The organism is Mesorhizobium sp. P3_A10 (genome assembly GCF_056403175.1).
Genome location: NZ_JBFUFZ010000001.1, coordinates 63,428 through 75,632, shown reverse-complemented (window position 1 = coordinate 75,632; position 12,205 = coordinate 63,428). Strand labels below are relative to the sequence as shown.

Annotated in this window: 11 protein-coding genes; 3 read left to right on the top strand and 8 right to left on the bottom strand. The window is 61.4% G+C overall.

The window, feature by feature from the left end; all coding sequences use genetic code 11:
- Positions 1 to 3: 3 nt before the first annotated feature.
- The 3 genes from AC1DXU_RS00360 to AC1DXU_RS00350 form a co-directional block, all read right to left on the bottom strand.
- Positions 4 to 966 (bottom strand): HpcH/HpaI aldolase/citrate lyase family protein, encoded by a 963-nt coding sequence (locus tag AC1DXU_RS00360; RefSeq protein ID WP_477276947.1) that lies wholly within the window; start codon positions 964 to 966, stop codon positions 4 to 6.
- 14 nt (positions 967 to 980) lie between these two features.
- A complete protein-coding gene (locus tag AC1DXU_RS00355) occupies positions 981 to 2,171 on the bottom strand; it encodes an aminotransferase class V-fold PLP-dependent enzyme (protein WP_477362893.1) in 1,191 nt (396 codons plus the stop codon).
- Positions 2,172 to 2,305: 134 nt separating this feature from the next.
- Positions 2,306 to 2,980 (bottom strand): LuxR C-terminal-related transcriptional regulator, encoded by a 675-nt coding sequence (locus AC1DXU_RS00350; protein ID WP_477362890.1) that lies wholly within the window; start codon positions 2,978 to 2,980, stop codon positions 2,306 to 2,308.
- A 274-nt stretch (positions 2,981 to 3,254) separates the two neighbouring features.
- Between AC1DXU_RS00350 and mgtE the strand changes: the two genes are divergently transcribed.
- From mgtE to AC1DXU_RS00335, 3 genes are all read left to right on the top strand, one after another.
- Positions 3,255 to 4,673, top strand: coding sequence for a magnesium transporter (gene mgtE / locus AC1DXU_RS00345; RefSeq protein ID WP_477362887.1), 1,419 nt, complete (start codon positions 3,255 to 3,257; stop codon positions 4,671 to 4,673).
- 10 nt (positions 4,674 to 4,683) lie between these two features.
- Complete coding sequence (locus tag AC1DXU_RS00340) at positions 4,684 to 5,055, top strand: hypothetical protein (RefSeq protein ID WP_477362885.1); 372 nt, start codon at positions 4,684 to 4,686, stop codon at positions 5,053 to 5,055.
- A 154-nt stretch (positions 5,056 to 5,209) separates the two neighbouring features.
- Complete coding sequence (locus AC1DXU_RS00335) at positions 5,210 to 5,596, top strand: MerR family transcriptional regulator (protein WP_006335629.1); 387 nt, start codon at positions 5,210 to 5,212, stop codon at positions 5,594 to 5,596.
- Positions 5,597 to 5,623: 27 nt separating this feature from the next.
- Here the strand turns inward: AC1DXU_RS00335 and AC1DXU_RS00330 are convergent, their stop codons facing one another.
- The 5 genes from AC1DXU_RS00330 to AC1DXU_RS00310 all read right to left on the bottom strand — a co-directional run bounded on the left by AC1DXU_RS00330 (position 5,624) and on the right by AC1DXU_RS00310 (position 12,186).
- Entirely contained in the window at positions 5,624 to 7,768 is a 2,145-nt protein-coding gene (locus tag AC1DXU_RS00330; protein ID WP_477362882.1) for a beta-galactosidase, read from the bottom strand.
- Positions 7,769 to 7,794: 26 nt separating this feature from the next.
- Positions 7,795 to 8,940 (bottom strand): ABC transporter ATP-binding protein, encoded by a 1,146-nt coding sequence (locus tag AC1DXU_RS00325; protein WP_477362879.1) that lies wholly within the window; start codon positions 8,938 to 8,940, stop codon positions 7,795 to 7,797.
- Between the two features lie 73 nt (positions 8,941 to 9,013).
- The gene (locus AC1DXU_RS00320; RefSeq protein WP_477362876.1) at positions 9,014 to 9,865 is read right to left on the bottom strand and encodes a carbohydrate ABC transporter permease; all 852 of its coding nucleotides are present in this window, start codon (positions 9,863 to 9,865) and stop codon (positions 9,014 to 9,016) included.
- Entirely contained in the window at positions 9,865 to 10,749 is an 885-nt protein-coding gene (locus AC1DXU_RS00315; RefSeq protein WP_477362873.1) for a carbohydrate ABC transporter permease, read from the bottom strand. The genes AC1DXU_RS00320 and AC1DXU_RS00315 overlap by 1 nt, the downstream gene beginning before the upstream one ends.
- A 165-nt stretch (positions 10,750 to 10,914) precedes the next feature.
- Positions 10,915 to 12,186, bottom strand: coding sequence for an ABC transporter substrate-binding protein (locus tag AC1DXU_RS00310; protein ID WP_477362870.1), 1,272 nt, complete (start codon positions 12,184 to 12,186; stop codon positions 10,915 to 10,917).
- Positions 12,187 to 12,205: the final 19 nt, after the last annotated feature.

The following is a 12,205-nucleotide window of genomic DNA, read 5'->3' as shown; positions in this document are numbered from 1 at the left end:
TCCTCAATGCGCAGCAGCGCGCGGCTGACCGGCGCGTTCGATTGCCTCGTTGACCACCAACACGTTGCGCGCCATGCGTTCCGACGCCGCGTCGATCATCTTGCCGTCAAGCGCCGCCGCTCCCTTGCCCTGCGCCTCAGCCTCCTTCAGCACTTCGAGGATGCGCCTGGCGCGCGTCACTTCCTTCTCGGGCGGTGAGAAGACCTCGTTGGCAAGCGCGATCTGCGAGGGGTGGATTGCCCATTTGCCTTCGATGCCAAGTGCCGCCGCACGCCTGGCGCCGGCGATGTAGCCTTCCGGATCGGAGAAATCGCCAAACGGTCCGTCGATGGCGCGCAGGCCGTAGGCCCGGCAGGCGACGGTCATCCGCGACAGGGCAAAATGCCACTGGTCGCCGGGATAGTCGGGATTGAGGCCGCCAATGTTGACGGTGCGCGCCTTGTTGCTGGCGGCATAGTCGGCGACGCCGAAATGCATGGCTTCCAACCGTCCCGGGAAAGCCGCGATCGCCTCGACATTGGCCATGCCTAGTGCGGTCTCGATCAGCGCTTCGAGACCGACGCGGGTCTTGAAACCCTTGGCCATCTCGATCTGGTTGACCATGGCTTCGACCATGTAGAGATCGGCCGGGACGCCGACCTTCGGCACCAGGATGGTGTCCAGCCGGTCGCCGGCCTGCTCCATCACGTCGACCACGTCTCGATACATGTAGTGCGTATCGAGGCCGTTGATGCGCACCGAAACCGTCTTGCCCTTGGCGTGCCAGTCGATGTCGTTGAGCGCCTGGATGATGTTCTTGCGTGCCCGCTCCTTGTCCGGCGGAGCGACCGCATCCTCGATGTCGAGGAAGATGAAGTCGGCGGCGCTGTTCGCCGCCTTGTCGATCATCTCCGGGCTTGAGCCGGGAACGGCCAGTTCGCTGCGCTGCAGCCGGAGCTTTCTGAGGTGGTTGATTGTGTGGCTCATGGTGCGCTCCGGGATCAGGCGGCTTCGGCGATGGCGGACTGCTGCGAGCGGCGGAAATGGCCGATCGCAGCGCCGACGCCGGAGCCCGGCGCCAGCTTGACGCCGCAGTCGAGCAGCGCCATCTCCGCCGCCGACAGCGAGGCCAGCACCATCACCTCGTTCAGCCAACCGAGATGGCCGATGCGGAAAACCTTGCCGAACACCTTGTTGAGGCCGCCGCCGAGCGAGGTCTGGTATTTCTGGTAGGCCTGCTTGACGACGTCGCCGCTATCGATGCCTTCCGGCACAAGGATGGCGCTGACGGTGTCGGAGTGCCACTTCGGCGCCTTGGCGCAAAGTTTCAGGCCCCAGGCGTCGACCGCCTTGCGCACGCCTTCGGCGAGGCGATGGTGGCGGGCGAAGATGTTCTCCAGCCCTTCCTCGGCGATGAGGTCGAGCGAGGCGCGCAGACCACGCAGCAATTGCGTCGCCGGTGTATAGGGGAAATAGCCGGCATCGTTGGCGCGGATCATGTCCTCGAAGGAGAAGAAGCAGCGCCGATGGGTAGCGGTCCTCGAGGCGACGAGCGCCTTCTTGCTGACCGACAGGAAACCGAGACCGGCGGGCAGCATGAAACCCTTTTGCGAGCCGCTGACCGCGCAGTCGACGCCCCATTCCTCCTGGCGGAAATCGATCGATCCGATCGACGACACCCCGTCGACGAAAAGCAGGGCAGGGTGGTTTGCGTCATCGAGTATGGCGCGGCAGCCGGCGACGTCACTGGTGACGCCGGTGGCGGTCTCGTTCTGGGTGCAGAACACCGCCTTGATGCGATGCGCCGTGTCCGCCTTCAGTTTTTCTGCATAAAGCTCGAGTGGAACACCGGTTCCCCATTCGCAGTCGATCGCATCGACCTCGAAGCCGAGACGTTCGGCCATGTCGATCCACAGATGCGAGAACTGGCCAAAGCGCGACATCAGCACGCGGTCGCCGGGGCTGAGCACATTGGTCATCGCTGCTTCCCAGGCGCCGGTGCCCGATGACGGGTAGATGAAGACGCGGCCGGTTTCGTTCTTGAAGACTTTTTTGATGTCTTCGAACAGCGGCAAGGTGAAATCGGGGAACGTCCCGGCGCGCATGTCCTCCATCGGCAGGTTCATTGCCTGCCTGACCCGTTCGGGAATGTTGGTGGGTCCTGGGATGAAAAGGTGGGTGAACCCAGCCATGTGCGAACTCCTCCGATGCTTCGACATTGTGGAGGGAGTGTCGTTTGGACCGCGTGGTGCAACAACACCTTGCCGGGTAAGTAATCGCGGCGCGCGGGTAGGACGAACCTACCCACTTGGCCTACCCACTTGGCCTACCCGGTCGGCCTACCCGAAAGGGTACGACGCTTCTCGTTCGAATAGAGCGCCACCGCCATCGCCCGGTTGCGGACGTCGAGCTTGTCGTAGAGATTCTTGAGGTGGTATTTCACCGTATTCTCGGAGATCCCGGTGCGGGTCGCGATCTGAAGGTTGGTCCAGCCGTCGGAAAGCACCGCCAGCAGTTCCCGTTCGCGGACGGTGAGCTGCGACAGCGGCGTGTCGTTGACCTTGTTGATGTCGATGTACGGGATGCAGATACGTCCATGCGCGACCGCCAGGATGGTCTCGAAAATCACCGGCGGGTCGTCGAACTGAAAGCAATATCCCTGCGCGCCGAGGCGCACGCACTGCTTCAGGATGCCGATATCGTGGTCGTTGGAAAAGACGGTGACGCGCACGTCGAGCTTGCGGTTCTGGATCTCGGCCAGCACATCGGCGCCGTCCATGTCGACGAGCTTCCAGCCGATAACGGCGACGTCGAATTCACCCGCCATTGCCAATTCGAGGAAATGCTTGCCGCTTCGCACGGAGCCGAAAAACTCGAAACGCCCGTCGCACTGCAGCATTTCACGCAGTGCCGACACAACGAGCGGATTGCGCTCGGCGACGACGACGCGAACGCGTTGCCCTGCGATTGCCTCGGTTGTTCTCTCTGACGTTGTGTTCAAGGGCTTCCGGTTATCTTGGCCACTTTACGGGGCACAGGCGGATGCGGTTTTTTCTGCAACTTACACGACGGCAATTCTGCCCTAACCGCGAATGGGTGCTCTTTCCCCAGCGACATGCGCTGTCGCGCCGTCTGAAGCCCGGGCAGCGTCGTTCTTTGATAGAATCGCCCCGGTGCCGCATGCAGGGCAGGGCGCATTTCGTTTGATATTCCCGTGCGTTGCGCGCTAGACCTGACAGGCACCTTTTCCGGAATTCCGATGGCGGGAGGCGCTGGTGGAACGCCAGGGCGAACAGACTACCGGCGCCAGAGCCGCTGAAGACAGCCACGCCGATATCTATGGCGAGGACGGCGTCATTCTGTCGTCATTCCTGGCCCAGATCGGTGCGGCGATCGCCGATCGCGACACGCTGACGCTGAAGCGCGAAGTCGACGATCTGCACCAGTCGGAACTGGGCGACCTGCTCGAAGCGCTCCACCCCGAACAGCGCCGCGTGCTGGTCGAACTGCTGGGCGCCGACTTCGACTTTTCCTCGCTGACCGAGGTCGACGAGGCGATCCGCATGGAGATCGTCGACAATCTGCCCAATGCGCAGATCGCCCAGGCGGTGCAGGAACTCGATTCCGACGACGCGGTCTACATTCTCGAAGATCTCGAAAAGGAAGACCAGGACGAGATCCTGTCGCAACTGCCGTTCACCGAACGGATCAGGCTGCGCCGCTCGCTCGACTATCCCGAAGAGACCGCCGGCCGCCGCATGCAGACGGAGTTCGTCGCGGTGCCGCCGTTCTGGACCATCGGCCAGACCATCGACTACATGCGCGAGGACAAAAACCTTCCCGACCGCTTCAGCCAGATTTTCGTCATCGATCCGAGCTTCAAGCTGCTTGGCGCCATCGATCTCGACCAGATCCTGCGCACCAAGCGCTCGGTGAAGGTCGAGGAGGTCATGCATGAGACAAGGCACGCCATTCCGGCCACGATGGACCAGGAAGAGGCGGCGCGCGATTTCGAACAATACGATCTTCTGTCCGCCGCCGTCGTCGACGAGAACGAACGGCTGGTCGGCGTGCTGACCATCGACGACATGGTGGACGTCATCCAGCAGGAGGCCGAAGAGGATCTTTTGCGCATGGGCGGCGTCGGCGACGAAGAGCTGTCGGACAGCATTGTCTCGACCTCGCGGTCGCGCGTGCCCTGGCTGCTCATCAATCTTCTCACCGCTTTCCTGGCGGCGTCGGTGATCAGCCTGTTCGACCATACGATCGAGCATATCGTGGCACTTGCCGTGCTGATGCCGATCGTGGCCGGCATGGGCGGCAATGCCGGTTCGCAGACCATGACCGTCACCGTGCGGGCGCTGGCCACCAAGGATCTCGACATCTACAATGCCGGCCGCATCATCCGTCGCGAGATGGGGGTGGGCTTCATCAACGGCATCATCTTCGCCATCCTGATCGGCATCGCCGCGGCGGCCTGGTTCTGGGATCCGAATCTCGGCGGCATCATTGCGGCGGCGATGATCATCAACATGTTCGTGGCAGCCCTTGCCGGCATCCTGATCCCACTGCTGCTCGACCGGTTCAAGATCGATCCGGCGGTGGCCTCTGCGGTGTTCGTCACCACGGTCACCGACGTCGTTGGCTTCTTTGCCTTTCTGGGGCTCGCCACCTGGTGGTTCGCAGTGCCCTGAAGCGCGAACCATGGGTGAAATTTGCCGGAATGCGATATGCATCTCCGCTGTTTATAGACGATCTTTACGAGAAGACGGGCGCGGTTGCGCCGAAACCGGCAAGCACGTCATTACAAAAGCCAGTCGCTGTATGAACAAGACAATCAAGATGCGTTATCGCGAGGACAGGCTGATCCGTGTTGGGATCCTCGCGCATGTCCTCCCGGCTCAACTTTTCAGCTTCTATGAAGAAACCTGGAAAGAGTACGAGAACGATGGCACCGGAGAACCATACGGCCTCTGGCTTCCAACATACGGCTCTGGATACTATGACAGCGCTGAAGCTGCTGAAGCAGATGCCTGCTCAGTTTTTCCTTGGTTCGCTGCCGCAATGATGAACTGAGACTACTGCCCGAAGCCTCAATTGACTTTTACGTAAATGCCGTGCGAGGCTTGCGCGGGGCGCCACGTCGATTCCGGCATGGCATGGGTTTGGTTCGGGACAAAAGGGCGACGCCGCTTGGCGATCGCCCGGGATTCCGGCATCTGGAGTGACAATGCGGGAATATTACTCGATCACCGAACTCACTCGCGAATTCGAGGTGTCGACGCGGACGCTGCGCTTTTACGAGGATGAAGGGCTGGTGCAGCCGGTGCGGCGCGGCCGCACAAGGCTGTTTCGCCCATCCGACCGGCATCTCATCCGCCAGATCATGCGCGGAAAACGGCTCGGCTTTTCGATCAACGAAATCCGCGAAATCATCCAGATGTACAAGGAGCCGCCCGGCGAGGTCGGTCAACTCAAGCTGATGATCAAGCGCATCGAGGAAAAGCGCGAGGATCTCAGGCAGAAGCGACGCGACCTCGAAGAGACGCTGGCCGAACTCGACCAGGCTGAAGAGTCCTGTGTAGAGCGATTGGTGGAGCTCGGCGTCAACACCTGAACGCCGTCGCCCCTTTCCACGGCCTTCTCAAGAGCTGAGGTGAATCACCGCGCAGCCATAGGCTTCAAGCTGCAGGGGGCCCGCAGTCGGGTGACCGGTCAGCAGATCGGTACCCAAGGGGACGTCCGGCACGGTGACCGGAATTTCCGTGGTGTTTTGGATGAACATCAGCTGGCGGTCTTCAGCCTCGCGGATCGACACTTCCACTCCGGCGGGCAATTCAGGAAGCAAGGGCGCGACACCGGCCTGGGCAAGAACGATATCGGCAATGGCTTCGGCAAGCTCTGAAGTAAGATAGGTGCCGGCATAGACGACGCGGCCCTTGCCGAGTTGCCGGGAGGTGATCGCCGGCTGTCCGGCGCAAAAACGACCTGACCACGTGCCGAGCACCTCGGTGTCCGGCTCGATCTCGAGCAGTTCGTAGAGATGTGCGGCCTCGAACTGCCTGTTGCCGAACGTGAAGTGATACTTGCGCTCCGCCGATGAGGCCGGCAGAGGCGTTGGCGGCACATGGGCGCCCATCGCGGCCTGGCGGAACAAGGGAAACAGTCCCGTGCCGCCCGTCGGGACGAGGCGACCGAATTCGGCGACCCTGACGCCGCTGAGCGCCGAAAGATCGTGCCCGGGTGCCTGCTCTCGAACGATGTGGTTGTTGTCGTCCCTTGTGCCGGTCAAGGCCGACAGGATCAGCGTGCCGCCGTTGCGGACAAAAGTCTCGACCGCGGCATTCCATTCCTGCTTCCACATCACCCAATGCGGAACATAGAGCGCCTTGAGCCGCGACAGATCGTCTTCGGGGTGGATGAAACCGCAGGCGATGCCGTTGTGGTAGCAGTACCGGTGCAGCAGCGTGGCGTCTTCCAGCGGGCTCGGCAATCCCATCGGATAGGTCTTGTGCGCTTCCTGGTTGTCGAAATCGGCGCCGGCGATGCCGATGTCCATCCGCACGACAGTACCAAGGATCCGGTCCTTGATGCCGGCGATCTCGTGGAAGAACCGGCTCGCCTCGTCGTAACGGCGGCGGGGCACATCGTCGTGATCGATGACCCCCATCCAGTAAATCTCGGCGCCGAAATGCGCCGGGCGCCAGCGGAAGAACATGATGCCGTCGGCACCACGCGCCACTGACGTCATCGCCATGCGGCGCATCTCGCCCGGCTCGGGGGTCATGGTTGAAAAGCCCGGTTGGCTGCCGAAGCCCGAGGCCTGTTCCGGCACGATGAAGTTGCCGGAGTATGCGCGGCAGACGTCGAGATGCAGCGCTTGCGTGGCGGCATGGCCGCCGGTGCGCCGCATTTCGTCGTACAGCATCGGGTAGATGTCGAAGGCGATGAAGTCGAGGTCCTGTCCGAACTGGCCGCGGAAGTCGATGTCGACGAGCTGGCCGAGATTGTGGAAGATGAACCAGTTGGGATTGGTGGCGCGCAGGATCTCGACCTGGTCGTGCTGGAAAGCTGCCGTCGCCGCAGCCAGGAAGCGATGGTAATCCTGCACATGGCCGGGGCTCGGATAGGACGGCATCAGCGGCCGCGGCAGTTCGATCTGGGAGAAATCATCATAGGCTGTCGCCCAGAAATGGCCGCCCCAGGCGAAGTTCAGCGCATCGATCGCATCATATTTCTGCTGCAGGAATTTCTGGAACTCCAGCCGTGTTGCGACCGAGTAGGATTCCGAGACAGTGGTGTTGAGCTCGTTGTCCGTCTGCCAGCCGATGACGCGCGGATTGTTCATGTAGTGCCCGGCCATGGCGCGCGTGATGCGGCGGCTGTGGGCGCGGAACACCGGGCTGGTGGTGTCGGCGTGCTGACGCGATCCATGGCTTGTCGGGTGGCCGTTGACGTCGACCCGCAGCACCTCGGGATAGTTGACGGTCAGCCAGCGCGGCGGCGTCGCGGTTGGCGTGCACATGATGGTGTCGATGCCCGCGGCACCTAAAACCTCGATTGCCCGGTCAAAAAGCCCGAAGTCGAACTTGCCCTCGCGGGGTTCGAAAATATGCCAGGCGAATTCACCCATGCGAACAGTGTTGACACCGGCGGCGGCCATGCGCTCGGCGTCGCGTTGCCACGAGCTTTCGTCGACATGTTCGGGGTAGTGCGGTGCTCCCAACAAGAAGCGGTCGAGATTGAGTGGTCGCCAAACGGAAAGCGGAGCCGGTTTCATGCGATGCATCGTCGATAGGCTTTCAAATTCAGGGGTCAGGCTGTTGGCAGTGGTTTGCGCGGTGTCAGCGTGCGGCCATCAGGACCGAACAAATATGCGTCGCCGATCGTGAAGCCGATCTTCAAGGGAGCTCCGATGCTCACCGGGGAGACCTTGTTGAGCTGGACTGTAAAATTCCCGGTGCCGCTGTCCGAGTTAACCGTCTCGAGGGGAGAGGCGTCGAGATAGAGAACGGTTTCCCGGCCCAGATGTTCGGCCAGCCGCACCTCGCCGCCAAATATGGCCGCTTCCCCCGCCGGTTGCTCGACGATCCGCAGATGCTCCGGTCGAACGCCAACTGTCGTCTTCTCGCCGACCGAGAGACCGGTTGTGTCGGCGCTTTCGAACGAGAATGCCGAGGCGCCCTCCAACGTCACTTTGACGCTGCTCCCGCGAATGTCCGCCACCCGCGCTTCGACGAAGTTCATGCGCGGGGCGCCGAGAAAGCCGGCGACGAAGATGTTCGCCGGATTGGCATAGAGTTCGAGCGGCGAGCCGACCTGTTCAATCTGGCCCTTGTTCAGCACCACGATGCGATCGGCCATGGTCATGGCCTCGACCTGGTCATGGGTGACGTAGATCATGGTGGAACCGAGCTGGCTGTGCAGCGTCGACAGTTCGACGCGCATCTGGGTGCGCAGCGCCGCGTCAAGATTCGACAAGGGTTCGTCGAACAAGAAGACCTCCGGCGAACGCGTGATCGCACGGCCGATCGCGACGCGCTGGCGTTGTCCGCCAGACAGTTGCTTCGGGCGCTTGTCGAGCTGTTCTTCCAGGCGAAGGATCTGGGCCGCGCGATTTACGGCGGCGTCGATCTCCGGCTTAGGCCGCTTGGCCATCCTGAGACCGAACCCCATGTTCTCCGCCACCGTCATGTGCGGGTAGAGCGCATAGGATTGGAAAACCATCGCAATGCCGCGGTCGCCGGGTTCTTCCCTGGTGACATCGCGGCCGTTGATCACGATCTGGCCGCTGCTGATGGTTTCAAGTCCGGCGATTGTTTTCAGCAGCGTCGACTTTCCGCAACCGGACGGTCCGACCATGACGACGAACTCGCCCTTTTCGATCTTCAGGTCGATAGTCTTCAGGGCGTGATAGCCGACATAGTGCTTGTCGACCTTGCGCAATTCCACGCTGCTCATTGCCAGGCGCCTTTCCGTGTTTGCGGGTTGCGTCCCATGCCACCCGATGTGGATTTCCGGCCGTTTCCAGACATCACCCCTTCACCGCCCCCATCGTCAGGCCGCTGATGAAGTGCTTTTGCATCAGGAAGAACATCACGACCGGGGGCAGGGCGACGAAGATCGTTGCCGCCGACACGATGTTCCAGGCGGAAGTCCATTCGCCGCGCAGATTGTTCAGCCCGGCCGTGACGGGTTTGACCGCGTCGCTCTGGGTCAGAACAATCGCCCAGAAATAGTCGTTCCAGACAAAGGTGAAGGTAAGGATGGCGAGCGCCGCCAGTGCCGGCCGTACCAGGGGAACCACCACATGGCGCAGCACCTGGTATGGCGACGCGCCCTCGGCGCGTGCCGCCTGGAACAATTCGCCGGGCAAGGCGGCGATGAAGTTGCGCATGAAGAGCGTCGCAAAGCCGGTCTGGAAGGCAACGTGGAATATGATCAACGCGTAGATGGTGTCGTAGAGACCGAGCCTCACCATCAGGTCGCGCACCGGGATCATCATGACCTGGGCCGGCAGGAAATTGCCGCCGACGAACAGGGCGAAAATGAGATTTGAACCGCGGAATGGATAGCGGGACAGAACGAAGCCGGTCAATGTCGACAGGATCAGGACGCCGATCACCGCGGGGATGGTGATCAGCAGGCTGTTGAGAAAGAAGCGCAGCATCGCGGTCTGCTCGAAGACCGCGGTGTAGTTCTCGACCAAGCTGAATTTCTGCGGCCAGCCCCAGTAGTTGCCCGCCATCAACTCCTCGTTGGAGCGGATCGACGTCAGCATGACGGCAAGCAGCGGCACCAGCCAAAGCGCGACGACGAGGGTTACGCCACCGACGTAAAGAGCACGCTTGATTTTGGCTTCTTCGGGAATTGGGCGCGGATACATCAGGCGTTACTCCGTTCGGCCTTGATGAGGCCGTGCAGGTACCAGGCGATGAAGGCGGTCATGATCACGAAGAGAACGGTGGCGATCGCCGCGCCATAGCCGAAGCGATAGGAAAAGATCGATTCCTCGTACATCTGGTAGGCGAGCACCGTCGAAGAGCCGTAAGGGCCGCCACTGGTCATGACGGCGACCATGTCGAAAGAGCGCAGGGCGCCGATGACTGTCACCGCGATCGCAATGAACCCGACCTGCGACAGTTGCGGCAGGACCACATGGCGCAGCATGGGCCAGCCGCGCGCACCATCGACGCGTCCGGCGCCGATCAGGTCGTCGTTGAGATTGTTCAGGCCCGCCAGGAACAGCACCATGCAGAAGGCGATCTGCGGCCAAAGGCCTGCGGCGGCAACCGCGAAAGTGGCGAAGTTCTCGTCGGACAAGAGCGCCGGCGCGGTGCCGCCGAACAGACCGAAGATCAATTGCAGCAGGCCATAAGTTGGATCATAGACCCAGCCGAAGACGACGCCCACGGTCACCGTCGCCAGCACCAGCGGGACAAAGAACAGCGACTTCAAGATGCGCATGCCGCCGATCTGCTGGTTGACGATCAACGCCAGCGCCAGGCCGATCGGTGGCGCCAGCATGAAGATCACCAACCAGATGACGTTGTTCTTCAGCGAGACGTAGAATTGCGGGTCGTCGGCCAGCTCGACATAGTTGGCGACACCGACCCAGATCTTGGGGCCGATGCCGTCCCATTCGTGCAGGGAGATCCAGATCGTCTCCAGCGACGCCGCGAGGATCACCGCGCCGAACAAAGCGAGGCCTGGCAGGAGGAACAAAGCCGGCGTCAACCAATGACGATTTCGGCGCCAAAAGTGCTGCATTGGATTCATCCAAAAAAGGGGCGGGAACAGCCATAAAGCGCGTCGCGTTGAAACGGACTCAGCCGACGCGCTTTAAGTCTTTGCTTTGTGCATGTCGTTGTCCCAAAACCGCTGCGCACTTTTGGGCGACATGCATTGGACTGCTCCCGCCATGCCCCGGGAGGACTAGCCGAAAATTCTCTTGCGGGTCTTTTCCAGCCGCGTGAGAATCTGGTCGCGCCGTTCAGGCTTGACCATGAATTCCTGAAGCCCGGTCATGCCTTCCTGCGCCATGTCAGGATCGGTATCACGATCGTAGTATTGTGACGTGCCGACCACTTTCTTCAGCTCCTCGACGGCGGCATTCACCAGTGGATCCTTGCTGGGTGGGCAGTCGTTGCGTGGCGGGATCGCTCCTTCGGCCGCGAGGAAAGCCGCCAGGTTTTCCGCCTTGTAGAAATAGGCAAGGAATTCGCGCGCGCCTTGCTTGTTCTTGGCATTGGCTGGGACATGCACGGAGTTGACCGAAAAATCCTCATACCTGGCGACGCCGGGGACGATTTCTGGAAATGGCGCGTAGGCGAGTTGCGGGAGATCTGCCTCCGGGAAGGCGGACCTGACGAAACCGCCGAGATCCATCATGGCGGCTTTCTTCTGCGCCAGCGCAGCACCTGCCTGTTCCCAACCGAACGAACTGTGGTTGGGCGAGAAGAAACCGGCCTTGAGCAGGTCGTTCCATTTGTCGAAGACGGGTGTCAGCATCGGATCGGTGTATTGGACCGTGCCGTCCATCAGGGCGATGTGCTTGTCGAGGCCGTTGATGCGCAGGTTCATGTGGTCGAACCAGCCGCCCGCAGGCCAGAGTTCTTTCGTGCCCATGCTCATCGGGATCATGCTTGCGGATTTCGCAGCCTCGCCAAAGGCGAGAAAGTCGTTCCAGGTCTTCGGCGGCGTCCAATTGTGTTCCGCAAAGACGTCCTTGCGGTAGAAAAGGCCCCAAAGCAGGCCGCCCATCGGCAGGCCGTATTGCTTGCCGTCGACGGTGACCGCATTTGTCGTGGCGCCAAGCACGTCCTTGTAGTTCTCGTGGGCGAACAGGTCGGAGATGTCGTCGAACAGGCCTTTCTTGACGAAGGCCTTCATGCGGTTCCCGGAAAACCAGAAGCAGATATCAGGCGCACCAACGACGAGGTAGCTGCGGATCGCCGTCTTGTGCGCCTCGTGATCCATGTTGTTGATGGTGACTTTGGTGCCAGACGCCTTTTCGTATTCGCCTGCCAGCCGCTGCAGCACCTCGCGCTGAGCCGCGTTGCCAATATTGGAGATGATGGTGATTTCCTGCGACTGCGCCAGAGCCGGCAAGCAAAGGCTCCCGGTGGCGGATGCGGCGAGAGCGGCGCCCGTGCCCTTGAGGAAGCGGCGCCTTGTCGTGGACAGACTTGTAACGGTGATGGCCATGGCTTTTATCTCCTCCCTG